Origin of the sequence: Streptomyces sp. NPDC091682, from assembly GCF_044756625.1 — a bacterium.
Taxonomy (GTDB): Bacteria; Actinomycetota; Actinomycetes; order Streptomycetales; family Streptomycetaceae; genus Streptomyces.
Genome location: NZ_JBIVTH010000025.1, coordinates 13,882 through 38,133, shown reverse-complemented (window position 1 = coordinate 38,133; position 24,252 = coordinate 13,882). Strand labels below are relative to the sequence as shown.

18 protein-coding genes are annotated in these 24,252 nt (G+C 74.5%); 8 read left to right on the top strand and 10 right to left on the bottom strand.

Going from position 1 to position 24,252, the window contains the following annotated elements:
* Nucleotides 1-73: 73 nt before the first annotated feature.
* Both ACIQK6_RS36605 and ACIQK6_RS36600 read right to left on the bottom strand, forming a co-directional pair.
* Nucleotides 74-1,495: an MFS transporter gene (locus tag ACIQK6_RS36605; protein WP_329104200.1), complete on the bottom strand. Its 1,422-nt coding sequence runs from the start codon at nucleotides 1,493-1,495 to the stop codon at nucleotides 74-76.
* Nucleotides 1,496-1,564: 69 nt separating this feature from the next.
* Nucleotides 1,565-2,335 carry a glycerophosphodiester phosphodiesterase gene (locus ACIQK6_RS36600; protein WP_329104203.1) on the bottom strand — a complete coding sequence of 257 codons (771 nt, stop codon included), beginning with the start codon at nucleotides 2,333-2,335 and terminating at the stop codon, nucleotides 1,565-1,567.
* A 226-nt stretch (nucleotides 2,336-2,561) separates the two neighbouring features.
* Between ACIQK6_RS36600 and ACIQK6_RS36595 the strand changes: the two genes are divergently transcribed.
* Nucleotides 2,562-4,064 carry a PLP-dependent aminotransferase family protein gene (locus ACIQK6_RS36595; RefSeq protein ID WP_329104204.1) on the top strand — a complete coding sequence of 501 codons (1,503 nt, stop codon included), beginning with the start codon at nucleotides 2,562-2,564 and terminating at the stop codon, nucleotides 4,062-4,064.
* A gap of 15 nt (nucleotides 4,065-4,079) precedes the next feature.
* Here ACIQK6_RS36595 and ACIQK6_RS36590 read toward each other — a convergent pair whose 3' ends face one another.
* Together ACIQK6_RS36590 and ACIQK6_RS36585 are read right to left on the bottom strand one after the other, a co-directional pair.
* Nucleotides 4,080-5,711 carry a hypothetical protein gene (locus ACIQK6_RS36590; RefSeq protein ID WP_329104206.1) on the bottom strand — a complete coding sequence of 544 codons (1,632 nt, stop codon included), beginning with the start codon at nucleotides 5,709-5,711 and terminating at the stop codon, nucleotides 4,080-4,082.
* 68 nt (nucleotides 5,712-5,779) lie between these two features.
* Complete coding sequence (locus ACIQK6_RS36585; protein WP_007262923.1) at nucleotides 5,780-5,974, bottom strand: hypothetical protein; 195 nt, start codon at nucleotides 5,972-5,974, stop codon at nucleotides 5,780-5,782.
* A gap of 330 nt (nucleotides 5,975-6,304) precedes the next feature.
* Between ACIQK6_RS36585 and ACIQK6_RS36580 the strand changes: the two genes are divergently transcribed.
* Both ACIQK6_RS36580 and ACIQK6_RS36575 read left to right on the top strand, forming a co-directional pair.
* On the top strand, nucleotides 6,305-6,727 hold the full coding sequence (locus ACIQK6_RS36580) for an ankyrin repeat domain-containing protein (RefSeq protein ID WP_402696804.1): 423 nt from the start codon (nucleotides 6,305-6,307) through the stop codon (nucleotides 6,725-6,727).
* Nucleotides 6,728-7,058: 331 nt separating this feature from the next.
* A complete protein-coding gene (locus tag ACIQK6_RS36575; protein WP_329104210.1) occupies nucleotides 7,059-8,456 on the top strand; it encodes a HEAT repeat domain-containing protein in 1,398 nt (465 codons plus the stop codon).
* Between the two features lie 80 nt (nucleotides 8,457-8,536).
* On the opposite strand, the gene ACIQK6_RS36570 is transcribed toward ACIQK6_RS36575, so the two are convergent.
* The 5 genes from ACIQK6_RS36570 to ACIQK6_RS36550 form a co-directional block, all read right to left on the bottom strand.
* Nucleotides 8,537-9,550, bottom strand: a complete 1,014-nt coding sequence (locus ACIQK6_RS36570; RefSeq protein ID WP_329104212.1) for a hypothetical protein — start codon at nucleotides 9,548-9,550, stop codon at nucleotides 8,537-8,539.
* Nucleotides 9,547-10,122, bottom strand: coding sequence for an RNA polymerase sigma factor (locus tag ACIQK6_RS36565; RefSeq protein WP_402696802.1), 576 nt, complete (start codon nucleotides 10,120-10,122; stop codon nucleotides 9,547-9,549). Before ACIQK6_RS36565 ends, ACIQK6_RS36570 begins: the two co-directional genes overlap by 4 nt.
* A gap of 72 nt (nucleotides 10,123-10,194) precedes the next feature.
* A complete protein-coding gene (locus tag ACIQK6_RS36560) occupies nucleotides 10,195-11,064 on the bottom strand; it encodes a biotin-dependent carboxyltransferase family protein (protein ID WP_329104216.1) in 870 nt (289 codons plus the stop codon).
* A complete protein-coding gene (locus ACIQK6_RS36555) occupies nucleotides 11,057-11,680 on the bottom strand; it encodes an allophanate hydrolase subunit 1 (protein ID WP_329104218.1) in 624 nt (207 codons plus the stop codon). Before ACIQK6_RS36555 ends, ACIQK6_RS36560 begins: the two co-directional genes overlap by 8 nt.
* On the bottom strand, nucleotides 11,677-12,471 hold the full coding sequence (locus ACIQK6_RS36550; RefSeq protein ID WP_402696800.1) for a LamB/YcsF family protein: 795 nt from the start codon (nucleotides 12,469-12,471) through the stop codon (nucleotides 11,677-11,679). The genes ACIQK6_RS36555 and ACIQK6_RS36550 overlap by 4 nt, the downstream gene beginning before the upstream one ends.
* Nucleotides 12,472-12,570: 99 nt before the next feature.
* Here ACIQK6_RS36550 and ACIQK6_RS36545 point away from each other — a divergent pair, with 99 nt between their 5' ends.
* From ACIQK6_RS36545 to ACIQK6_RS36535, 3 genes are all read left to right on the top strand, one after another.
* Nucleotides 12,571-14,076, top strand: coding sequence for a hypothetical protein (locus ACIQK6_RS36545; protein ID WP_329104219.1), 1,506 nt, complete (start codon nucleotides 12,571-12,573; stop codon nucleotides 14,074-14,076).
* Between the two features lie 259 nt (nucleotides 14,077-14,335).
* Nucleotides 14,336-15,238: a hypothetical protein gene (locus ACIQK6_RS36540; protein WP_329104220.1), complete on the top strand. Its 903-nt coding sequence runs from the start codon at nucleotides 14,336-14,338 to the stop codon at nucleotides 15,236-15,238.
* A gap of 76 nt (nucleotides 15,239-15,314) precedes the next feature.
* The gene (locus ACIQK6_RS36535) at nucleotides 15,315-20,072 is read left to right on the top strand and encodes a hypothetical protein (RefSeq protein WP_402696798.1); all 4,758 of its coding nucleotides are present in this window, start codon (nucleotides 15,315-15,317) and stop codon (nucleotides 20,070-20,072) included.
* A gap of 43 nt (nucleotides 20,073-20,115) precedes the next feature.
* Here the strand turns inward: ACIQK6_RS36535 and ACIQK6_RS36530 are convergent, their stop codons facing one another.
* Complete coding sequence (locus ACIQK6_RS36530; protein ID WP_329104223.1) at nucleotides 20,116-20,574, bottom strand: hypothetical protein; 459 nt, start codon at nucleotides 20,572-20,574, stop codon at nucleotides 20,116-20,118.
* Nucleotides 20,575-21,000: 426 nt separating this feature from the next.
* On the opposite strand from ACIQK6_RS36530, the gene ACIQK6_RS36525 reads away from it, so the two are divergent.
* Nucleotides 21,001-23,811, top strand: coding sequence for a nitrate- and nitrite sensing domain-containing protein (locus tag ACIQK6_RS36525; protein WP_329104225.1), 2,811 nt, complete (start codon nucleotides 21,001-21,003; stop codon nucleotides 23,809-23,811).
* The gene (locus tag ACIQK6_RS36520) at nucleotides 23,808-24,245 is read left to right on the top strand and encodes a roadblock/LC7 domain-containing protein (protein WP_030016314.1); all 438 of its coding nucleotides are present in this window, start codon (nucleotides 23,808-23,810) and stop codon (nucleotides 24,243-24,245) included. Before ACIQK6_RS36525 ends, ACIQK6_RS36520 begins: the two co-directional genes overlap by 4 nt.
* Nucleotides 24,246-24,252 lie beyond the last annotated feature (7 nt).

The window sequence follows — 24,252 nt, the reverse complement described above, 5'->3', positions numbered from 1 at the left end:
CCTTTGCTTCAACGTCTAAATTCGTTCGGAATTCGTTCGTAGATCCGGGCGGAGCGCGCTCGCGGACCCGGGCTCAGATCCGCTCCGGTACAGGATTGCCTGCCGCCTCCACCGCGCGCCGCAGCGGCACTCGCGCCAGGAGCACGAATCCCAGTGCGAAGAAGACCACCAGAGAGATGATCGCGTCCCGGTAGCTGCCCGTGAGCTGGTACGTCAGGCCGAACACCAGCGGCCCCACCCAGCTGAGGCCCCGGTCGCTCATCTCGTACGCCGAGAAGTACTCGGCCTCCTTGCCCGCCGGTACCAGGTGCGAGAACAGGGAGCGCGACAGCGCCTGGCTGCCTCCCAGTACCAGCCCGATCATCGCGGCGAGCGCGAAGAACCAGACCGGGGTCCGGGCCGGCAGGAAGTAGCCGACCCCCAGGGTCACCGCCCACGCGGCCAGCGAGCCGAGGATCGTCCGCTTGGCTCCGTAGGTCCGGGCGAGGCGGCCCATGCCCAGCGCGCCGCCGACCGCCAGGACCTGTACCAGCAGCACCGCCCCGATGAGGGTGGACTGCTCCAGCTCCAGCTCCTCCGAGCCGTAGATGGAGGCCTGGGAGATCACGGTCTGCACGCCGTCGTTGTAGATCAGGTACGCCAGCAGGAACGACAGGGTCAGCGGGTAGCGCCGCATGTCCTTCAGGGTGGCGACGAGCTGCTTCCAACCGCTGACGGCCGGAGCCGCCCCCGGCTCCCGGACCACGGCCCGGTCCCGCAGTCGGCGCAGCGGGATCAGCGCGAAGGCCCCCCACCACAGGCCCGCGGAAGCCAGGCAGATCCGGATCGCCATGCCCTCGGAGAGGCCGAAGGAGTCGTGCCCCATGTAGAGCACCAGGTTCACCACCAGCATCACGGACCCGGCGGTGTAGCCGAAGGCCCAGCCCCGCGAGGAGACGGTGTCCCGTTCGTCGGGGGTGGAGATCTGCGGCAGGTAGGCGTTGTAGAGCACCATCGAAACGGACAGGGCGGCGTTCGCCACGACCAGCAGCAGACCGCCCAGCAGGTAGCGCTCACCGCCGAGGAAGAACATTCCGGTGGTCGCCGCGGCGCCCGTGTACGCGGCGGCCGCCAGCAGCGGCTTCTTGCGCCCGGTCCGGTCGGCCACGGCGCCCACCAGCGGCATCAGCAGGACGGCGAGGATCACCGAGGCCGAGACCGAGTAGGCGAAGAAGGACCCGGCGCGCACCGGGATGCCCAGCGGGTGCACGAAGCCCTCGGCGTCCGCGGCGGCCTTGGCCACGGCCGTCAGGTAGGGCCCGAGGAACACGGTCAGCACGCTCGCCGAGTAGACCGAGACGGCGAAGTCGTAGAAGTACCAGCCCCGCTGCTCGCGCTTGCGCTCGGCGGACGCGGCGGTCGTGGCGGTCGCGTCCGCCGCCGGGGCGGCTGCGGCTCTGCCGTCCTCCGCCCCGGGTTCCGCTTCCTCGGTCCTGCTGCGCTCTTCCGCACTCATGCGGTGTCCCCCTCGCTGGTTCCGTTTCCGCAGCGGCGTTCCGGCCCGGGCGGGAGGGTGAAGGGCGCGTCAGGCCCAGGCCCCACGCCGGTCCAGCACCGTGCGCAAGATGTCGATCCGGTCGGTCATGATGCCATCGACACCCAGGTCGAGGAGCGCCTCCATACGTTCCGGTTCGTTCACGGTCCAGACGTGCACCTGGAGTCCCCGCTCGTGCGCGGTCCGTACGAACCGGCGGTCGACCACGCGGATGCCGGCCTGGGTCTCCGGAACCTGCGCCGCCACCGCGCCCACGCGCAGGGCCGCGGGAATGGCGTACGAGCGCAGCCGCAGGCCGAGCACCCCGCGCACGCCGTAGGAGGTCGCCAGCCGGGGCCCGGCGATCTTCTGGGCGCGGGCCACCCGGCTCTCGGAGAAGGAGCTCACGCAGACCCGGTCCCAGATCCCGGCCCGGGCGATCAGGTTGACCAGCGGGTGCAGCGCCGACTCGGCCTTGATGTCGATGTTCCAGCGGGCGTCCGGGAACTCCTCCAGCAGCTCCTCGAGGAGCGGCAGCGGCTCGGTGCCCCCCACCCGGGCCTCGCGGATCTTCTTCCAGGGCAGTTCGGCGATCCGGCCCTGCCCGTCGGTGACCCGGTCCAGCGTGGAGTCGTGGAAGGCGACGAGTTTCCCGTCCACCGTGGCGTGCACATCGGTCTCGAAGTACCGGTAGCCCGCTTCGGCGGCCCGCCGGAAGGCGGCGGCTGTGTTCTCCAGCCCGTCCGCGGCACCGCCCCGGTGCGCGAAGGGGATCGGAGCCGGGTGGTCCAGATATGGATGGCGAAGGCGTACGTGCGTCACGGCGGCAGTATGCCTCTTGTTACCCGTGGGGAGGGTGCGGCCCGGTGGCTGCGCGGTGAACGGCGCGCCGCCGCAGCCGTGCGGCCCCCACCGCCGGGCGTTCGCGTACCCCCCGCCCCTGGTCCCGGTGGACCCCGACGTGGCAGGGTGTGGGGGCGGAAGCAATCCAATACCGGCCGCGCCCGGGGTCGGGCGGGGCCAATTCGACGAAGGTGGACCGGACAGCATGGCCGAATGGACCTCAGCGGTCGGTGCCGCACAGCTCGCCCGCCTCATCACCTCCCAGCAGGAGCGGCCCGGCGCCCCCGGGGCTCGCAAGCCGCCCGCCTACCGGACCCTCGCCGACGGCATCCGCCTGCTCGTCCTCGAAGGCCGCGTCCCCGTCGCCGCCCGACTGCCCGCTGAGCGGGAACTGGCCGTCGCCCTCTCCCTCAGCCGCACCACCGTCGCCGCCGCCTACGAGGCCCTGCGGGGCGAGGGGTTCCTGGAGTCCCGACGCGGTGCCGGCAGCTGGACCTCCGTACCCGCCGGGAACCCGCTGCCCGCCCGGGGCCTCGAACCACTGCCGCCCGAGTCCCTCGGTTCGATGATCGACCTCGGCTGCGCCGCGCTCCCGGCCCCCGAGCCCTGGCTCACCAAGGCGGTCCAGGGCGCCCTGGAGGAGCTGCCGCCGTACGCGCACACCCACGGGGACTACCCGGCGGGCCTGCCCGCGCTGCGCCGGATGCTCGCCGACCGCTACACCGAGCAGGGCATCCCCACGATGCCCGAGCAGATCATGGTCACCACCGGTGCGATGGGTGCCATCGACGCCATCTGCAGTCTCTTCGCCGGGCGGGGGGAGCGGATCGCCGTCGAGTCCCCCTCCTACGCCAACATCCTCCAGCTGATGCGCGCCGCCGGGGTCCGCCTCGTGCCCGTCGCCATGGCCGACGGCCTGCGCGGCTGGGACATGGACGTGTGGCGGCAGGTGCTGCGCGATTCGGCCCCCCGCCTCGCCTACGTGGTCGCCGACTTCCACAACCCGACCGGGGCCCTGGCCTCCGAGGAGCAGCGCCGCGCGATGGTGGAGGCCGCCCGCTCGGCCGGCACCGTCCTGGTGGCCGACGAGACCATGCTGGAGCTCCGGCTGGACCCGGGCCTGGCGATGCCCCGCCCGGTGTGCTCCTTCGACCCGGCCGGCAGCACGGTCATCACGGTCGGCTCGGCCAGCAAGGCGTTCTGGGCGGGCATGCGGATCGGCTGGGTCCGCGCGGCTCCCGACGTGATCCGCAGCCTGGTCGCCGCCCGCGCCTACGCCGACCTGGGCACCCCGGTGCTGGAGCAGCTCGCGGTGAACTGGCTGATGCGCACCGGGGGCTGGCAGGAGGCCGTCGAGATCCGCCGCGAGCAGGCCCGGGAGAACCGCGACGCGCTGGTCGCGGCGGTCCGCCGGGAGTTGCCGGACTGGGAGTTCGAGGTCCCGCAGGGCGGGCTGACCCTGTGGGCCCGCGCGGGCGGGCTCTCCGGCTCCCGGCTGGCCGAAGTGGGGGAGCGGGTCGGGGTCCGGGTCCCCTCGGGGCCGCGGTTCGGCGTGGACGGGGCCTTCGAGGGCTACGTCCGGCTGCCGTTCACCGTGGGCGGGCCGGTGGCCGAGGAAGCGGCCTCCCGGCTGGCGGCGGCGGCCCGGCTGGTCGGCACGGGCGCGGGCGGCAGCGGGGCGGAGCCGCCGCGCACGTTCGTGGCGTAGCCCGCCACGACCGGCCTACGAAGCCTCGGCCGGCACTTCCGGCACCTCCGGGGCGTTCAGAGCCGGCCCCTGCGCCGGCGGCTGCCCCTGGAGCGGCTTGGTCGGCGTGCCCTGGTCCCGCCCACCGCTCCCGCCGGGCGCGAGGCGATCAGGCAGTAGCTCGAGCACGGCCTGGCGGTACGCGGGGTGCGCGGCCTCGTCGTACGGGTCCGGGGTGGCGGGCACCTGGAGCCGGTGCACGGGCCCGGTGCCGAGCCGGGCGTACCCGCGCCCCGGCGGCACCTGTGCCGTCGGGGTGGTGTGCGGCGCCAGCCCTAGTACGTCGGCGACCTGGTGGACCGTGGCGGGCCCGAGGACGACGCGGGCCCGGGTGTGCTGCCAGACCGCGTCGTGCAGCAGTTCCAGGTGCCCGAACTGCTCGGCCACCACCACGGTGACGTGCGCGGGCCGTCCGTGCCGCAGCGGCACCTGGAGTTGGGCCAGCGGGTCGGGGCCGCCGCCGGCGACGGAGAGGTGGGCCAGCACGCTCGGCTGGTCCAGCAGGATCCACAAGGGCCGGCCGGTGTCCTCCGGTGCGGGCCGTCCGACCTCCCGGGCCCGGTGGGTGGCGATGAGCCGCCGTTCGGTCTCCTGCGCTGCCCATTCCAGCGTGGCCTGTGCCCCGACCGGTCCGCATTCCACGGCGAGGACGCCACTGCGGCCGGAGAGGCAGGAGTAGTCGCCGTTGCCGCCGCCGTCGACGATCAGTACGTCGCCCCCGTGCCGCAGGGCCTGCAGGGCGACGGAGCGCAGCAGGGTGGAGGCGCCGCTGCCGGGCTGGCCGACGGCCAGCAGGTGGGGCTCGGCGGAGCGGGGCCCGGTGCGCCAGATCACCGGCGGCACGTCGCGGGGCTCGTCGTCCTCCAGGACGGGCAGGGTGCGCCGCACGCCGCCGGCGTCGGTGAAGCCGAGCACGGTCTCGCCGGGGGAGGTGACGAACGGCTGGGCGGCGATGCCCGTCGGAAGCGCCTCCAGCACCCTCAGGTCGAGCTGGTTGCCCTCCTCGTCCCAGTCGAAGAGGTACTCCCGTCCCCGCCCGGACTTGGCGTGCAGCAGTGCCTCGATCCGGGCCCGTGAGGTGGCCTCGCCGTCGGTGAAGTAGGCCGGGTAGCGGATGCGGAGCCGGGTGATGCGGCCCGCCCCGTCGAACCCGTAGTCGCTGAAGGCCTTGTCCCAGTCCCCGCCGTGGGCGAAGAGCGGACTCGGGTCTTCCGGGATGGAGAAGTACGGCACGAGGGCTTCGTAGAGGGAGCCGAGCCGTTCGGTCTCGGCATCGCTGGGTCCGGTCTTCGTCGGGGTGCGCTCGCGTCCGTGCCAGGCCGCCGCCGCCATGAGGGTGAGCAGGGCGAGCAGGGGACCGTAGGGGAGGAGTGCGACCACGAGGACGCAGGCGGCTCCCAGGAACAGCGCGGGACCACGCTTGTCCTTGGGGGTCTGGGACCAACGGCGCCGCCCGGCCGCGGCCAGGATGCGCAGGCCGCGTCCGATCACGAGGAGAGGATGGAGGACGTCCGTGGCACTGTCGGCGACCGTGCGAGCGAGGTCGCGGCCCCGGGCCAGCGACGTGCTGCCGCTGCTGAGGATGCGGGGAAGTGGGCGCCGGGCCACGGGCGTCTCCTGGAGTTGTGGTGTGACGGTGTTCCGGGTGGTGCTGGTGTCGCTGCGCGATGGCCGGGCTAGAGCTTGATCCCGCCGAGCAGGCTCGCGAGGCTCGCCGTGCTCGCCGTGATGCTCGGGGCGATGGCGGAGCCGGCGAGGAAGAAGCCGAAGAGCGCGCAGACGAACGCGTGCGTCAGCTTCATCCCGTCCTTCTTGAAGAAGAGGAAGCAGATGATGCCGAGCAGGACCACGCCTGAGATGGACAGGACCATGACGTTTTCTCCCGGTTGGTGGGGACAGTCACCATCAGTTCTTCCAGGCTCACAGGAAGTATCAATGCGACAAAAGGTGCATATGGGTGAATTCAATGGTTTTTCACTTGACCGGCCCCGTCCGGTCGGCACGCCCGGCGCGCAGGGGGTCGAAGGTGATCATTGCCTCGGCCCGACCCGGACATGTGCAGGCCAGGGCGCTACTCTGACGATTCACCCGTACGGACGCAGCGCCGTGCACCCCCCTGCCCGCCCGGCCCCCGACCGGGTCTTCCACGTCGTGACGGGCGGGCGGACCATGTCAGCAACGAGTGAAAGGCGGTACGGACCATGAGCGAGCGCGCAGCCGAGGGTTCCGGTTCCCAGGACGTCCCCGACGAGGACGTCATCGAGCTGGCCACCAAGATCTTCGACCTCGCCCGCCAGGGCGAGACCGAGGCGCTCACCGCCTACCTGGACGCCGGGGTCCCGGCGAACCTCACCAACGACCGCGGCGACACCCTGGTCATGCTCGCCGCCTACCACGGCCACGCCGGAGCCGTGTCGGTCCTGCTGGCCCGCGGCGCCGAGGCCGACCGCGCCAACGACCGCGGCCAGACCCCGCTCGCCGGTGCGGTCTTCAAGGGCGAGGAGGCCGTCATCCGCGCCCTGCTCGCCGGTGGGGCCGACCCGAAGGCCGGAACCCCCTCCGCCGTGGACACGGCGCGCATGTTCGCCAAGGCCGACCTGCTGGAACTTTTCGGAGCCGAGTAGTCCGGTTTTACCTAGGATCTGGCCGGGCCCGGACACGTCCCGACCTCACAGGTTGGTCACGGCGGCCATAAATGTGGTCGCGGCGCACAAACCGGCTGGGTCATCATGGCGTCGGATTCGATTCGCGAGCACGGGGGACGGGCAGAAGCGGGCGAGACACGAAGCGTGCACCGGCCGGCCCGGCCTCCATGGTCACGAAGCACCGACGAGAGTGAGAAGGCAATGGTCTACATCGAGCGGAACATGACGGCGGACGTCCTCACATGCTGTTACGCGGCCCTGTGAATTCCGATTCCCGGTTGCGTCCCCAGCTTGATTTGAGGCCATTCCCATGTTCGAACCAGTCATAGCACCGAGCGGTACCCTGCTCGGTCTCCTTCAGCGAGGCCGCGGCGACGGCACGCTGCACGCACTCGCGGCACCCAGGGCGGAGGCCCTCGAGGCCCTCAACCAGTGCGTGCTCCGCGACCCGCGCCAGGACTGGCAGGTCGAGAACCGCTCCTTGTACTACGCCCGGTTGTACCTGGACCTCGCCGGTCCGCTGGGCGAGATCGAGGCCCACCTCTTCAGCGCCGACGACCTCGTCGACGAAGAGGACCACCGCACGGGCCTCGCCCTGTCCGTCCTGGGGCACCTGGCCTCCTACGGCCGCGACGACGCGCTCATGCTGCTGCGCCGCTACGCCGCCTCCGGGGCGAACTGGGCCTGGGCGCTCGACGAGCTGGCCCTGCGCGACGACGACGAGGGCCTGCGGTCCCTGGCCCCGGCCGTCCTCGCCCGCTTCCCCGCCACGGTGGAGGGCGAGGCGCGGCTGGCCGCCGCCGTCCGTGACGCCTACGAGCCCCGCCCGTGGTGCCTGTGGGAGGAGACCCCCCAGTACGGGGAGCGCCTGCGCGCCGCCCGTCAGCAGGGCTCCTTCGACCGCTGGCAGCGCCAGATGACCCCGAGCGGGCCCCGGCCCGGCTGGGGCGTCCAGGCCGTCTTCGACTGGGCCGCCGACGGACTGCGCCGCGGTACCCCGCTGCACGTCCCCGCGGCCCGCTGCCTCGCCGCCGTGGCCCAGCCCGAGGACCGCTCCGCCATCCTCGCGGCCGCCGCCGGCGCCGATGGCGAGGCCGCCCGGGCCACCGCCCTGCACCACCTGGTCCTCGCCGAGCCGGAGAACCCGGCCGTGCTGGACCTCATCGAAGCCGCCGCCGACGAGCCCGCCGTGGCCGCCTACGAGCGCATGTGCGGTCCGGAGGCCGTCGAACGGGCCCGACGCTGGGTCCACCGCCCCGACGCGCTCGGCGAGGCCGCCGCGGCCATCCTGGCCGCCCGCGGCGGAGCCGAGGACGCGGGCCTGGTACTGGGCGCCCTGCGCTCCACCGTGCGCGGAGCGGGCCCCGACACCCGGCGCCTGTTCGCCCTGGTGGACGGGGCCGGCCGGCTCGCCGTCGGCTGCGCGGCCCCCGTGCTGCGCCACATCTACCGCGAGACCGCCTCGTCCCACCTGCGCGGCCGGGCCGCCAAGGCCCTGGCCAGCACCGACCCCTCCTTCGCGGCGGGCTTCGCCGTCGAGTGCCTGTGGGACTGCGAGGAGACCACCCGCGAGGTGGCGGCCCACCACGCCGAGACGGCCGACGCCCGCGTGGCGCCCCGGCTGCGCCGCCTGGCCGCCGATCCCGCGGAGGAGGAGGACGTCCAGTCGGCCGTCCGCAGCCGCATCGCCCCGGAGTCCGCCGTGTAGCGGGTCGCAGGCGCGCGGACGCCCCGGCCTGAGGAAGGCCGGGGCGTCCGGGGCGTCCGGGGCTCATCGCGAAGAGGGTGTCACCCGCCCAGCAAGAGGGGGTCGATCTCGCAGGCGGTGACCTCGGACGTCTTCTGCACGCCGTAACCGACCGTGGCGCCGGGGTCGGACCCGCTCACCGGCTTCTTGAGGACGAGGGTGTACCCCGGAGGCACCGTCTTGGAGTTGATCCTCAACGTGCCCTCCTCCCGCCCCCGGGTCAGTTCGGTCTCGGGGTCGGCCTGCCTACCGGCGTGGCGGTACCCGCGGCCCAGGTGCGTGCACTCCGACCGGGGCTTCAACTGGGTCACCGCGACGCTGACCCCCTGTTCCTGCAGGCTCCGGACCACCTCCGGCAGATCGGCGAGCCCGGGCGCGGGGATCTCGATGGTCCTGCCGGGGTCCTTCGGGGGCTCGGAGCGCGCTTTCAGTGCTTCCTCCAGGCCCTCCGAGTAGTCGAGCGTGCAGGACGGGATCCTGGCCGGCTCCACCACGTTGAAGTCGGTCCTCCGATCGCCCAGCGGGTAGTGCTCCGCCGACGAGAACGCGAGCTTGTAGCCCGGCGGGACCGTCTTCGCGTTGACCTTGAAGAACCACCCGTCATCGCCCTGCTGCAGGACCACGGCCTCGGGGTCGCCCATCGGGTCGAAGCCCCCGCGTATGAGCTCGGAGGTGCACTGGGACAGCGGCCGCTTCGGGACCAGCGCGACCTCGACCCCCAGTTCCTTGAGCCGGTCGGCCAGGGCCGGGACCTGCTGCTGCTCGGGCATCTTGAACCGGAGCGAGCCGTCCGGGTCCTTCTTGATCTCGGGCGCGTCCGTGGTCGAAGGGCTCGGCGAGCCGGTGGGACCGACCGACGGCAGCGAGCCGTTGCGGGTACTGCCGGGCAGGGCCATCACGGCGAGGACGACGGCCGTCGCGATGCCCACCGCGAGCGGGATGCCGTAGCGGCGGGTCAGGGAGCGGGCGGGAGCCGGGGCCGGAGCCTCCTGCGGGAGACGGGCCAGCAGCGCCGCCTTGAGCCGGTCCTCGAACCCGCCGGGCCTGGTGCTCATCGGGCTGCCTCCAACTGCGTTTCGGTGACGGCGGTCCCGGTCCCGCGCAGCGCGCGGCGGGCCCGGTGGAGGCGGACGCGGACGGTCGCCTGGGTGACGCCGAGGGCCTGGGCGGCCTCGGCCGGGGTGAGTTCGTCGATGACCACGAGGTCGAGGGCCGCGCGCAACGGCTCGGAAAGGGCGGAGTGACGCTCCGCCAGGACCCTGAAGGCCCGCTGGGCATCGATCCGTTCCTCCAGGGCCGCTACGTCCTCGTCCTCCAGGAGGCGGCGGCCGCTCAGCCGCGCCAGGGCGCCGCTCTCGCGGGCGAGCCCGCGGGCGTGGCCCGACAGGACGTTGCGGGCTATGCCGAACAGCCAGGCGATCGGTGCTCCCCTGTGGGGCCGGTAGCCGGAGGCCGATCCCATCGCCGCGAGGAAGATGTCCGCCGTCAGATCCGCCGCCAGGTGCGGGTCGGCGACCCGGCGGGTGACGAACCCGAGCACGGCGTCGATGTGCTCCTCGTAGAACGCCCCGAACCCTTCGGGCGTGCTGAGATCCGGCGGCCCGGTCTCGTGTCGTGGGCTGCGCACCCGGTTCCTCCCCTGCGCGGGGACCCGGTCGGTCCCCTCACTCCGTACTTGGCCGCAGCCCCCGAAAACGTTTCACCGGGACCTCACGAACCTGACTGGGATCCCCGGCCGGGCCTGCGCCGCCGCGTCCAGGGCCGGGCCCGGCGGGACCACGCCCACCACCGGGTAGCCGCCCGTCACCGGGTGATCGGCCAGGAACACCACCGGCATCCCGTCCGGCGGCACCTGGACCGCGCCCAGCACCATGCCCTCGCTGGGCAGCTCGCCCGTCCGGGCGCGGGCCAGCGGGGTGCCCGCCTCCGTGCGCACGCCGATGCGGTTGGACGCCGCCGATACGCGGAACTCCGAGCGCCACAGCCCGGCGAGGGAAGCCCCGGTGAACCAGTCCGCCCGCGGCCCCAGCCGCAGCGGGAGCAGCAGCACCGCAGGCGGCCCGGGCAGGCCGCAGGCATCCGCCCCGGGGGACGGATCCGGGCCCGGCGGGCCCACCGGCAGCAGCGTCCCGGCCGACAGGACCGGCGGCCCCAGCCCGGACAGCAGGTCCGTGGAGCGGCTGCCCAGGACCGGCGGGCCGACCAGGCCTCCCCGCACCGCGACGTAGCCGCGCACTCCCGACTCCGCGCGGCCCACCTCCAGCTCCGCCCCGGCCGGGAGCCGGACCGGCGCCCCCCAGGCCACCGGGCGACCGCAGACCCGTACCGGACAGGGCGCGCCCGTGACCGCCACGGTGGTCGCAGCCAGGGCCCGCAGCCCGACCCCGTCCAGGGTCGTCTCCAGCGCCGCCGCGCCCGGCGCGTTCCCGACGAGCCGGTTGGCCAGCGCGTACGCCGCCGTGTCGAGGGCTCCCGAGCGCGGGACCCCCAGGTGCGCGTAGCCCGGGCGGCCCCGGTCCTGGACCGTCGTCAGCGCCCCCGGCCGCACCACCAGCAGCCCCTCAGCCACGGCCGTCCTCCTCGATGAACCGCACCCGCACCCCGGGCGCGAGGAGCGCCGCCGGTTCCCGCTGCGGATCCCAGAGCACCGCGTCCGTGGAGCCGATCAGCTGCCAGCCGCCGGGGGAGGAGCGCGGGTACACGCCCGCGTACTCCCCGGCCAGCGCCAGCGAGCCCGCCGGGACGGCCGTACGGGGCGTCCCGCGGCGGGGGACGCGGAACCGCTCCGGCAGCCCCGTCAGGTAGCCGAAGCCCGGCGCGAAACCGCAGAAGGCCACCCGGAAGACGGCCCTGCCGACGATCCCCGGGACCTCCCGCGGGGCGACCCCCCACAGCCGGGCCACCTCCACCAGGTCCGGGCCGTCGTACCGCACCGGGACGGTGACCTGCGGCCCCTGCGTCGGCGCGAGCGGCGGCACCTCCCACCGTGCGATCTCGGCACCGAGCGCCGCCGGATCCCTCACGCCGTCCAGCAGTACGGTCCGCGCGGCCGGCACGAGGTCCCGTACGGGACCCAGCCCGCCCGCGTCCCGGCGGCGCAGCAGCTCGGCGTGGAGGGCTGCGACCTCGTCCGCCGAGTCCAGTTCGATCAGCAGCGCCCCGCCCCCCACCACGAGGGGCCTCACGCGAAGGCCTCCACCCGGACCCCGGCCGCGCCCAGCGCCTCCCGGACCCGGAGGGCGAGCCCGGCCGCCCCGGGGGTGTCCCCGTGCAGGCACAGCGAGCGCGCGGCCACCGGGACCGGCGACCCGTCGGCCGCCGTCACCGCCCCCTCGGCCGCCATCCGGACGGCCCGCGCCACGACCGCGTCCGGGTCGTGCAGCACGGCGTCCGGCTCGCCGCGCGGGACCAGCGTCCCGGCCGGCGTGTAGGCGCGGTCGGCGAAGGCTTCCGGTACGGGGGGCAGGCCGGCCTCCTCGGCGGCGGCGAGCAGCAGCGACCCGGGCAGCCCCAGCACCGGCAGGCCCCCGGTGGCACCGGACCCGGCCGCCAGCCGGACGCCCGCGACGACGGCGGCGGCCTGGCCCGCGTCGTGCACGGTGCGGTTGTAGAGCGCGCCGTGCGGCTTCACGTACGACACCCGGGAGCCGGCCGCCCGCGCGAACACCTCCAGCGCCCCGATCTGGTAGGCCACCTCGTCGGCGAGCTCGCCCGGCGGCACGTCCATGGAGCGCCGCCCGAAGCCGGCCAGATCGCGGTAGGACACCTGCGCGCCGATCCGCACCCCCCGCTCCGCGGCCCGTTCGCAGACCCGGCGCATGATGGACGGGTCACCGGCGTGGAAGCCGCAGGCCACATTGGCGCTCGTGACGACGGAGAGCAGGGCCTCGTCGTCGGTGAGCGTCCAGCGCCCGAAGCCCTCGCCGAGGTCGGCGTTGAGGTCGATCACGCGAGCGGATGCGATCATGGAAGCCATGCGCCGAGCGTAGAGCAGGCGGCCGTGGCGGATGCCGGGACGATCCGGCCGAACCATGCCGTTTGGGATGTTGTCAGCAACAGGACCTAGTCTTTGTCCGTGACTCTCCCTGCCCCGGCGAAGACCCTTCCGTCCCCGGCGCCGGGCCCGGCCGCCGACGAGGGCCTGGCCCGGCGGCTGCGCGCCCTCGCCTGCACCGCCCCGCTGCACGACCTCGACGTCCGCAAAGCCAATCTGGCCGGCGAGTACGGGGTCTACGCGATGGCGGAGGTCGCCCTGGCCGCGATCGACCTGGTCACGCTCAACATGGACTTCGACACGGGCGCCGACCACGAACAGATAGTGGCCAGGCTGCTGCCGCGCGTCGCGGCCCAGGCCCCCGCCCGCCCGGCGGCCGAGCACGAGCGGGTGGCCCGCTGGGTGCTGGAGAACCTGATCAACGTCGGCAGCGTGGACCGCGGCTTCCGCGCGATCTACGGCACCTTCGGCCCTGACGGCGTCTACGTGCGCCGGGACTACGACTTCAAGCTGATCGAAGAGGTCCCCGGCTACGGCGGCGTGGTCTACCTGCGCACCACCGACGAGGCCGTCAACGTCCTCGTCGGCGCCCTCGACACGGACGTCACCAGCGCCCAGATCGCCGCCGAGGTCAAGCTGGAGGTGCTGATCAGCCGCGGCCGGCTGGCGGACGCCCAGCTCGCCGCCGAGCAGGCCCGCTACCGCACGGTCCAGTACGCCGAGACCCTGCGCCGCACGCTGGACGCCACGCGCCGCAACGTCCGGGCGGTGGACTGGCTGCGGGCCGTGCCCGACATGATCGCCGAGGCGCTGGACCACGTCGCCGACCGCTACCGCCACGAGAACGCGATCCTGACCAACATCCGCAAGGCGCGCGACGAGGCGGAGGAGCCGGAGAACAAGCGGCGCGCGGCCGAGCTCGTCGACATCGTCAAGGACTGCATCCGCCGGCACACCCAGCTCCAGTCCCGGCTGCTGGACGCCGGCCCGCTGTTCCGCGCCGAACAGGACCGCCAGGCCTTCGCCGCCCCGGCACCCCGCTCCGGCATCGACCTGTACGGCCAGCTCGTCGCCCCGCTGCTGCCGCTCCCCCTGGAGCAGGCGAGCCGGGTGACCACCGCCTTCTTCGCCTCCGGCGCCGGGCTGCGCACGCCCGTTTCGGTGCGGGTGGCCGACCTCGTCGAGATCCTGCTGACCCCGCCCGTCGAGCGCGAGCACCTCGGCGCGGAGATGCCCGAGCCGGACCTCATCGCCACCCCGGACGACAGCCGCTTCAGCGAGGAGCAGCTCGCCGCCGCGATGGAGCTCCTCGACCTGCCGCACGACGCCCCGCGGCGGCTGTCCGGGCTCCTCGCGGAGGCCCGCCGCAGCGATCCGGAACTGCCGTACCTGGTGGCCCTGCTGGCCGTCCACGCGGCGAGCCCGGCCGTCGGCACGGCCTACCGGCAGGGGGAGGAGCGGCTCCTCTTCGCGGTGGACGACGGCACGCAGCTCGACGACCACGAGTTCGGCGGCGCCGACCTCATCGTCGGCACCGCCCTGCTGGACGCCGCCGGCATGGCCGCCGACCGCGCGGAGGCCTCGTGACCCGCCGCGCCCTCGCCCCGGCCGGGCCACATCCAGCCTCGCCGGCGTTTGAGGCGCGGGGTCCGGGGCGGCGCCCCAGGAAACCCGGCTCCGCCGGGCACCGGGCTCTGCTCGGACCCTCCCCCAGCTACCGCTGGGAGGTGCCCCCCGCTCAAACGCCGGCGGGGCTGGATCGGCCGACCGCCGCCGCACCGCCACGCGGTACCACCCATACCGTCCGTATCACCCGTACGACCCGCACCGCCGAGGAGACCCGCCCGTGAGCGACCACCACGCCGAGCACCCCGCGTGGAGCGAGCCCGACGCGCCGTCGGCTCCCGTCGCGCCCGCCACCGGAGGGTCCGTGACCCCGGCGGACGCCGCCGACGCGGCCCGGCTCGTCGCCTTCGGGCTGCAGCCCAAGCTGCTCCCCGCCCGGGACGCCGAGTACGCGGAGCTGCTCCGCCGCTACCGGGAGGACCCCGCCTTCGGCCGGCTCGCCGACGCCGTCGCCACCGGCCTCGGCCTCGTGGTCCTGGAGGTGTCCCCGCGCGCCGGCATGGCCGTGGCCGCCGGCGAGGACTCCGTCTTCGCCGTCCGGATGGGCGACTACGCCCGCCGCACCGCCGCCGACTCCGCCGACCGCTTCCTGCACGGCCTCGCGCACCTCGCCGTGGCCGCCCTGGCCTTCCCGCGCCCCGAAGACCTCGCCGACGACGGCTACATCGGCCGCATCACCGTCAACGGCGTCGACGCCTTCGTCCGGCAGACCTGTCGCCGCCTGGAGGAGCGCGCCGAGGAGCTCGGCGAGAACACCGACCCGGCCTCCGACGCCCCCGGCCTGGAGGCCGCCTGGCGCGTCTACGCCCGCCGCAGCGCGACCGGCGCCACCAAGGACGCCCGCCGCCTCGCGGGATCCACCACCGGCATCGTCGGCAAGGCGGCCGCCTTCCTCACCGACTCCGGTTTCCTCCAGCGCACCGGGGACGAGGCCGGAGGCACCTACCGCACGACCCCCCGCTACCAGCTCCAGGTCCGTGACATGGCGGGCAGCGCGGCGATGGCCGAGCTCCTGGAACTCGGCGTGGTCTGCGTCAGCGACGGCTCCGCCACCCTGCTGCCGCCGCCCGAGGGCGACGACCTGGAACTCGCCGCCGACGCCGGGCTCCCGTTCCACGCATGAGCCCCGGGCCCCCCGCGGCCCGCGCCCCGATCCCCGTACGTCCCGCCTCACCAAGACACCACGAGAGTCCGCCGCCATGTACGAGCTGTCCCGGATCCGCCTCTACTCCATCGGGCCCGCCGGTGCGCGCTACGCCGACACCGTGCTCGACCTGCGCGGAGTCGGCGAACCGGTGCCCCACCCGGCGCCGACCCAGGCGGAGTTCTTCGAGGACGAGCCCACCGGCCCGCCGCGCCGGCCCGCGCCCGCCGGTGTGCTCTTCCTGGAGAACGGCGGCGGCAAGTCCGTCCTCCTCAAGCTGATCTTCTCGGTGATGCTCCCCGGCCACCGCAACACCCTCGGCGGCGCCAGCTCCGGCGTCCTGCGCAAGTTCCTGCTCGCCGACGACTGCGGTCACGTCGCCCTGGAGTGGCAGCACACCCAGACCGGCGAGTGCGTGGTCGTCGGCAAGGTCAGCGAATGGCGCGGCCGCCAGGTCTCCAACGACCCGCGCAAGTTCGCCGAGGCCTGGTACTCCTTCCGCCCCGGCCCCGGCCTGAGCCTCGACAGCCTGCCCGTCGCCGAAGCCACCTCCGTGCGCCCGACCGTCGAAGGCGCCTCCGGGGCCCAGGGCCGCCGCCGCACGATGAAGGGCTTCCGCGACTCCCTCACCGAGGCGGGCAAGGCGTACCCGCACCTCGAGGTGTACTTCGAGGAAATCCACGACCGCTGGAACGAGCACCTCACCGAGCTCGGCCTGGACCCCGAACTCTTCCGCTACCAGCGCGAAATGAACGCGGACGAGGGCGAGGCGGCCGGCCTCTTCGCGGTCAAGAAGGACTCCGACTTCACCGACCTCCTGCTGCGCGCCGTCACCGACACCCGCGACACGGAGGGCCTCGCCGACCTCGTCCACGGCTTCGGCAACAAGCTCGGCCGCCGCGCCGAGCTCATGGCCGAACGGGACTTCACCGCAGGCTCGGTGGACCTGCTCACCCGCATCGTCGAGGCCGCCGGAGCCCGCTCCCGGCTGCGCGACGTGCATGCGGGCGCGGAACGCCGTACGCGCACCCTCGCCCGGCGGCTGTCCGCCCGCGCCGCCCAGGAGCGCGGCCGGGCCGCCGACCTGGCCCAGCGGGTCACCGGCGCCGCCCACCAGGTGACCGCCGCCGAGTCCGCGCGCACCCGCAGCGCCGCCGTCTCCGCCGAACTCGCCTACCGGCACGCCTCGCTGGCCCTGACCGTCGCCGACAAGGCCGCCGCGGCCCAGCGCCGCGAACTCCTCGAAGCCCGGACGCTGCACGCCGCGTGGCAGGCCGCCGAGAACGTGCTGCGCCACCGGGCCGCCGCCGACCGCTCCGCCCGCGTCGCTGCCGCGATCCTGGAGGCCGAGCGGGACGCCGCCCCGGCGCTGGCCGCCCGCGCCACGGCGGCCGGCGAGCTCGTCCGGGCCCTGCACACCGCCGCCGAGCACGGCGAGCTGCTCGCCAACGAGGAGGAGGAGCGCTCCGCCGCCCTCCAGGCCACCGGCGAAGCCGCCCACCGCGACGCAACCGCCGCCGCCACGGCCGCCCAGCGGGCCCGCAGCGAGGCCGAGCACCTGCGCTCGCGGCTGGCCGAGGTCCAGCAGGAGACCGCCGAGGCCGTCCGTGCCGGCTGGCTCGACGACACCGCCCCCGACGCCGACCCGGCCCGTGCCGCCCTCGCCGCCACCGATGCCGAGAAGACCGCGGTGGCCGCCTGGGACGAGTCCCGGGAGGCCGCCCGCGCCGCCGCCGAGGCCGCCCGCGAGGCCGCCGCCACGGAATCCCGTGCCGAGCTCACCGCCGCCCGTGCGGCGGACGCCGCCGACGCGGCCGAGGCCGCCCACGACGCGGAGCACCGGGCCGCGGCCTCCCTCGCCACCGCCCCGCGCCTGGCGGAGCTGCTGGGCCTCCCGTCGGTGCCCGCCTCCTTCCTTCCCCACCCGCGCACGCAGAGCGGCGCCGCCGGCGCCTTCGCGGGATCCGGCGCGCAGGCCGCGTCGGCGGGAACCGCGCACGCCGCGCACGCCGCGCACGGCTCTGGCGGACCCGGGCCGGCGGCCCCAGCGGGACCCGCCGGCCGCCCCGACGCAGCCGGAGCCGGCGGGCTCACGGTCGCCGACCTCGACCGGAACGCCGACGACCTCCGCCAACTGCTCACCGACGCGGTCGCAGCCGCCGAGCGCCAGCTCTTCGAGCTGCGCACCACGGCAGCCGACGACGCCCGCATCCTCGGCGCCCTCGGCGACGGCGGCCTGCTGCCGCCCGGCCCGGACGTCCTGGCCACCGTCGAGTACCTCGGCGAGCACGGCATTCCCGCCCTCCCCGGCTGGCGCTACCTCGCCCAGTCCGTGGACCCCGCCGACCACGCCGCCGTCCTCGCCGCCCGCCCCGAGCTCGTCGACGGCGTCGTCATCACCGACCCCGACACCCACGGCCGGGCCCGCGAGGTGCTCTCCGGCGCCGCCCTGCTGCCCCGCTCCACCGTCGCCGTCGGCACCGCCGCCGCCCTGCTGGCCCCGCTGCCGCCGGCCGGCGACGCGGTCGACTCCGGGGTGTTCCTCGTACCGCCGAACCCGGCCATGCACGACGAGCACGCCGCCGACGAGGAGCGCCAGGCCCTGCGCGCCCGCACCGCCGTCCGCGACACCGAGATCCGCGACCTCGCCGCCCGCCTCGGCGGTGACCGCGAGCTCGCCGCCCGCCTCGGCTCCTGGCGCACCGGCTGCCCGCCCGGTCGCCTCACCGAGCTCGCGGAGGCGGCCGCCGCCGCCCGGATGTTCGCCGAGGAGACCGACGCCGAGCTCGCGGAGGCCCGTACCGTCCGCGCCGAGGCCGACGAGGCCGCCGCGGACGCGGCCCGCGTCCGCGAGGAGCGCCAGGACACCGCCCAGCGCGCCCGCCGCGTCGCCGACGCCCTCGCCGGGCTCGCGTTCCGGCTGCGCGAGCGCGCCGGCTGGCAGGCCAAGCTCCGCGAACTCGCCGACGACGCCGCCGAGTCCGAGGCCCGCGCCGAGGTCTGCCTGGACCGGGCCCGCGCCGCTGACGAGGACCGCCGCGCCGCCCAGCGCGCCGCCGACGACGCCCGCCGCACCGCCCGCGCCCTGCGCGCCGAACGCGCCGAGATCGCCGGCGCCCCCGACCAGCTTCCCGACGGAGAGGGCGACGGCCCCCGGGCGCCGCTGCCCGACCTGCGCGAGGCCTACCGCGCGGCCTCCCAGCTGTACGAGAAGGTCGGCGTCGGCGCCGACCTGCGCGCCGAACAGGCCCGCGCCGAGAGCGACGAGAGCGCCGCCCTGGCCGAGCTCGACCGCCTCACCAACAAGGTCCGTACCCGGGCCGCCCAGCTCCTCGAAGGCACCGACGGCGCCGACGGCCCCTCCCGGCAGGCCGCGGCCGCCCGCGCCGAGTCCCTCGTCCAGATGCTGGAGACCCGCGCGTCCACCGCCAGCGAGCAGCTCGGCCGGCTGCGCGGCGAGGCGGAACGGCACGCTCCCACCGAGGGGGAGGCGCACACCGAACTCCCCGAGGAACTCGTCCCCGAGGACGTCGAGCAGGCTCAGGCCCTGCTGCGCACGGCCACCGCCCAGCTCGCCGCCCACACCGCGGCGGTGGAGAGCGCTCGGGCCGCCCACGCGGACCTGCTGCGCGCACACCGCACCGCCGAGGACGGCGCCGGCGGCTTCGACGAGACCGCAGCGATGCTCCGGGACCTGCTGCGCGACCACACCCACCAGGACGACGAGCAGGAGCCGGTGCCCCACGCGGGCACCCTGGAGGAGGCCCGCCAGTCCGCCGCCGAGGCCCGCCGCTCCCTGCGCGGCTGCGCGGGCGAGCTCTCGGCCGCCGAGTCCGCGGTGCGCGAGGCGAGCGACATCCTGGTCCGGCACGCCAACGCCACCCGCTACGAGCAGGTACGCACCCCGGCGCGCCAGCAGATCCGCGAACTGCCCGCCTCCGCCCTGCCCGAGCACGCGGCGGCCTGGGCCGCGGCCTTCGCGCCCCGGCTGCGCGTCCTCACCGACGAACTGGCCCAGCTGGAGCGCAACCGCGACAGCATCGTCGACCGCCTGCGCGGCCTCGTCGAATCGGCCCTGGCCACGCTCCGCTCCGCGCAGCGGCTCTCCCAGCTCCCGGAGGGCCTCGGTGAATGGTCGGGCCAGGAGTTCCTGCGGATCCGCTTCGATGAGCCGGACCAGGCCACGCTCACCGAGCGGCTCGGCGAGGTCATCGACGAGGCGACCCGCTCGGCCGTGAAGAAGAACAGCAGCGCCTCCTTCGGCGAGGGCCGGCGTGACGGCATGTCCTTGCTGCTGAGGGGTGTCCAGGCGGCCCTGGAGCCCAAGGGCATCTCCGTGGAGATCCTCAAGCCGGACGCGGTGCTGCGCGCCGAGCGGGTGCCGGTGGGGCAGATGGGCGACGTGTTCTCCGGCGGGCAGCTGCTGACCGCCGCGATCGCGCTGTACTGCACGATGGCGGCGCTGCGCAGCAACGACCGCGGCCGCGACAAGCACCGGCACGCGGGAACGCTGTTCCTGGACAACCCGATCGGCCGCGCCAACGCCACGTACCTGCTGGAGCTCCAGCGGGCCGTTTCCGACGCGCTGGGCGTCCAGCTGCTCTACACGACCGGCCTGTTCGACACCACGGCCCTCGCCGAGTTCCCGCTGGTGATCCGCCTGCGCAACGACGCGGACCTGCGGGCCGGCCTGAAGTACATCAGCGTCGAGGAGCACCTGCGCCCGGGCCTGCCGCAGCAGTCCGCCGAGGCGGAGACCATCCACGGCGAGATCACGGCGACCCGCATGTTCCGGCGCAGCGGCGTTTCCTGACGCTCGACGCTTCCCGACGCGCGGCGATGCGGGCGTGGGGGCGTCAGCGCGTGGAATAGCGGCCAGGAGCCGCCAGGGGGCCGTCCTCGCGGGGTATTCGGCCCACGGCGGCCTTCCGTGCCTCCCGGGCCGCCCGGGAGGCACGTCGGGCCTCCCGGCGGCGGCTGCGTGCCGTGCTGCTCGGCTCCGACAGGACCCCGTACCGCTGGTTCCAGGTCTGTCGGGTGATCCACACGTCCAGCACGCCCCAGGTGGCCACGATCGTCCCCGCGATCGCCCCGAGTCCCATCGGAAGGGCCAGCCAGGACCCCGTCAAGGTCAGGAAGAACGTGATCGTCGCCTGCGTCAGGGTCACGGCCACGATCAACACCGCCCGCACCGCGGAGGTCCGTACCGAATCCGGCATCCGGCGCCGCCGGGCCGGCTCTTCGACCCACAGTCCCCGCCCGGCCCCGCCGGCCCCCAGGCCCGCACGCACGCCGACGCCCTCGTCACTGCTCATGGTCCGCTCACTCCCCACCGCGCGGTCCGTCATGCCTGCTCGTCCTGCCTACTTGCCACGTCTGCCCACCACGGCCGCCTCCCACGTCCGTTCCGACGCGCCCCCTCGAACAGACAGACGTTCGGCGGCGCCGAGAGATTCCCGGATCGCGGATGCCCCTGCCCGGCCGGAACGATCGCGGAACGAGTAATTCCAGCCATCCATCCGGTTGCGGGAACTGACGCCCCACCGAGTGTCATCTGCCACATATCGGGCTGCTGTTGACCGGAAGTGTCGGACAACTGGTGATCTTCCTCCCGGGGTCAGGCCGAAAACGTCCGGACACGCCTTCGAAGCTGCCTCCCAGCAGTAGTAGGCTCACGCCGTTTAAATGACGGAACACCGACCCCCGGTAACGGGGTTGACCTGGGGGAGGCTGGGGAGGCCATGCGCTTTCGCGGGAAGTCCATCCGCCGGAAGATCGTGGCGTTGCTCCTTGTGCCGCTCGTCTCCCTGACCGCCCTCTGGGGCTTCGCGACAGTCATCACCGGCCGTGAGGCCATCCAACTCTTCGACGTGGCCTACATCATCGACAAGGTCGGCTACCCCGTCGAAGACGTCGCCCGCGTCATCCAGAAGGAACGGCGCCAGACCCTGGTCGTCCTCGGCGACCCCCGGGCCGCCACCGCCACGGCTGAACTCACCAAGCGCCGAGCCGAAACCGACCTGGCCGTCGAGAGGATCAGCCTCAGCGCCCGCGACGCCAAGGTCAGCGACGAGCTGAGCCCGCAGAGCGCCCAGCGCCTGCACTCGATCGTCGCCGCCTTCCAGGGCATCGGCACCATGCGCCGCTCCGTCGACCAGAACGCCCTGGACCCCACGCAGGCCCTGGACCTGTACAACCGGCTGGTCGACCCCTGCTACGACTTCCTCATGAACCTCCACGGCCTGGACAACGTGGAGGTCGACAAGGAAGGCCGCGCCCTCGTCGGCATCAGCCGCGCCCGCGAACTGCTCTCCCGCGAGGACGCCGTCATCGCCTCGGCCCTCGCCGCGCGCAACGTCACCGCTCCCGACGTCCGCCACGTCTCCGACTTCGTCGCCAAGCGCACCCTGCTCTACGAGTTCAACCTCGTGACCCTCCCCGCCGAGGACCGGGAGCGCTTCGAGAAGTACTGGAAGGACCCCGAGACCCAGGCCCTGCGCGACGCCGAGGAACGCTTCATCGTCGGCGGCGCCGTCAACAAGCCGCGCAGCGTCACCGCCGCCCAGTGGGACGAGGCCTCCACCAAGGTCCTCGACGACCTGGCCACGATGAACACCGACGCCGGCAACCGCTACCAGGAGCGCATCGAGCCCGTCGCCACGGACGTCATGGTCCAGGCCGCCGCCGCCGGCGTCCTCGGCTTCCTCGCCCTGATCGTGTCCCTGGTGCTCTCCGTACGCATTGGCCGCGACCTCGTCCGCGACCTGTCCCGGCTGCGCAAGGAGGCCCACGAGGCCTCCGGCGTCCGGCTGCCCAGCGTGATGCGCCGCCTCGCCGCGGGCGAGCACGTCGACGTGGAGACCGAGTCGCCCCAGCTCGAATACGAGAAGGACGAGGTCGGCCAGGTCGGCCAGGCCCTCAACACCCTCCAGCGCGCCGCCGTCGAAGCCGCCGTCAAGCAAGCCGACCTGCGCCGCGGGGTCTCCGAGGTGTTCGTCAACCTGGCCCGCCGCAACCAGGTGCTGCTGCACCGCCAGCTGACCCTCCTCGACACGATGGAACGCCGTACCGAGGACACCGAGGAACTGGCCGACCTCTTCCGCCTCGACCACATGACCACTCGCATGCGCCGCCACGCCGAGGGCCTCGTGATCCTCTCCGGCGCCGCGCCCTCCCGCCAGTGGCGCAAGCCCGTCCAGCTGATGGACGTCGTACGCGCCGCCGTCGCCGAGGTCGAGGACTACGAGCGCATCGAGGTGCGCCGGCTCACGCGCCTGGGCATCGTCGGCCCGGCCGTCGCCGACGTCACCCACCTCATCGCCGAACTCCTGGAGAACGCCACCGTGTTCTCGCCGCCGCACACCGCGGTCCAGGTGCACGGCGAGCGCGTCGCCAACGGCTTCACCCTGGAGATCCACGACCGCGGCCTCGGCATGACCCCGGAAGCGCTGCTCGACGCGAACCTCCGGCTCGCCGAGACCCCCGAGTTCGAGCTCTCCGACACCGACCGGCTCGGCCTGTTCGTCGTCAGCCGCCTCGCCCAGCGCCACAGCGTCAAGGTCGTCCTCCAGCCCAGCCCGTACGGGGGCACCACCGCGGTGCTCTTCCTCCCCGCGGCCCTGCTGACCGAGGCCCCCGAGACCAACGGTGCGGGCGCGCGGTTCGACGGCGCCCGCGCCGCGGCCAAGCCCCTCAGGTCCGACAAGGTCGGCCACCTCGGCCGCGCCGGGTCCGAGCGGCCCGCGGCCGCCGCCATGGAGCGCGCGACCTCCGGCCGCCAGCTGCCCGTCGCCGAACTGCGCGGCCCGGTCGAGCTGGAGGCACCGCTCCCGGTCGGCGGGCTGGACCGGCTGGACGGCCTCGACGACCCCGCCGCGCTCGACGACGCCCCCACGGCGATCACGAGCCGCACCGCCGCCGCCCGCCCGGTCATGGCCACGCTCGACGACGAGACCCCGCCGAACGGCATCCCGCGCAGCGCCCTCCTGGGCCTGCGCCCGGCGGACCGGCCGCACACCGACCGGCACGCGGACCGCAGCGGCTCCCGCAAGGGCGACCGCGAGCCGCACGCACCCACCGGCCCGGTCCGGCTGGACACCCAGCGCGTGGAGACCCCGCGTCCGGACGGCCCCCGCTCCCAGGGCGCCGTACCGCTGCCGCGCCGCCGCCCGACCCCGACCCTCGTAGCAGAGCACGGCCGCCGGGTGGAGCCCCGCCCGGTGTCCGTGGTCCCGCAGCCCTCCCCGGTCCCCGCGACCGGATCCGATGCCGGGGCCGCCGTACCCGGCCCCGACATCGGCGGGCTGCCCCGCCGGGTCCGCCAGGCCAGCCTGGCGCCCCAGCTCAAGAAGTCCCCGTCCGCCGCACCCGCCGAAGCCGCCCCCGACCAGGTGGCCGACCGCGACGCGGAAGACGTACGTACGCGCATGTCCGCACTCCAGCGCGGCTGGACGGCGGGCCGCAACCAGCACGCACAGCAGAAGTCCGAGACCGAGGCAGGCACATCCGCCGCCGGCGGTCCCGCGAACGAGAACGAAGGGGACGGTCGATGACCGCACCGCAGACCGGCAACGACACCAGGGGCCGCGGCTCCGGCCCGCTCAACTGGCTCCTCGACGAGCTCGTCGACCGGGTCGGATCCATCCGCAAGGCGGTGGTCCTCTCCGGCGACGGCCTGCCCACCGGCAGCTCCAAGGACCTGACCCGCGAAGACAGCGAGCACCTGGCGGCGGTCGCCTCCGGCTTCCACAGCCTGGCCAAGGGGGTCGGCCGGCACTTCGACTCCGGCCGGGTCCGCCAGACCGTGGTCGAGCTCGACGAGGCCTTCCTCTTCGTCATGGCCGCGGGCGACGGCAGCTGCCTGGCCGTCCTGGCCGACGCCGACTCCGACGTCGGCCAGGTGGCGTACGAGATGACGCTGATGGTCAAGCGCGTCGGCGACCACCTGGCGACCGCCCCGCGCACTGGGCTGCCAGCCGGAGGGTGAGTCGTAA

What these genes read in the sequence shown, in the direction of transcription:
- ACIQK6_RS36550 (WP_402696800.1), bottom strand. Translation starts at nt 12,471, where the DNA reads ATGGCTTCCATGATCGCATCCGCTCGCGTGATCGACCTCAACGCCGAC.
- ACIQK6_RS36595 (WP_329104204.1), top strand. Translation starts at nt 2,562, where the DNA reads ATGGCCGAATGGACCTCAGCGGTCGGTGCCGCACAGCTCGCCCGCCTC.
- ACIQK6_RS36585 (WP_007262923.1), bottom strand. Translation starts at nt 5,974, where the DNA reads ATGGTCCTGTCCATCTCAGGCGTGGTCCTGCTCGGCATCATCTGCTTC.
- ACIQK6_RS36605 (WP_329104200.1), bottom strand. Translation starts at nt 1,495, where the DNA reads ATGAGTGCGGAAGAGCGCAGCAGGACCGAGGAAGCGGAACCCGGGGCG.
- ACIQK6_RS36535 (WP_402696798.1), top strand. Translation starts at nt 15,315, where the DNA reads ATGTACGAGCTGTCCCGGATCCGCCTCTACTCCATCGGGCCCGCCGGT.
- ACIQK6_RS36525 (WP_329104225.1), top strand. Translation starts at nt 21,001, where the DNA reads ATGCGCTTTCGCGGGAAGTCCATCCGCCGGAAGATCGTGGCGTTGCTC.
- ACIQK6_RS36570 (WP_329104212.1), bottom strand. Translation starts at nt 9,550, where the DNA reads ATGAGCACCAGGCCCGGCGGGTTCGAGGACCGGCTCAAGGCGGCGCTG.
- ACIQK6_RS36580 (WP_402696804.1), top strand. Translation starts at nt 6,305, where the DNA reads ATGAGCGAGCGCGCAGCCGAGGGTTCCGGTTCCCAGGACGTCCCCGAC.
- ACIQK6_RS36575 (WP_329104210.1), top strand. Translation starts at nt 7,059, where the DNA reads ATGTTCGAACCAGTCATAGCACCGAGCGGTACCCTGCTCGGTCTCCTT.
- ACIQK6_RS36530 (WP_329104223.1), bottom strand. Translation starts at nt 20,574, where the DNA reads ATGAGCAGTGACGAGGGCGTCGGCGTGCGTGCGGGCCTGGGGGCCGGC.
- ACIQK6_RS36520 (WP_030016314.1), top strand. Translation starts at nt 23,808, where the DNA reads ATGACCGCACCGCAGACCGGCAACGACACCAGGGGCCGCGGCTCCGGC.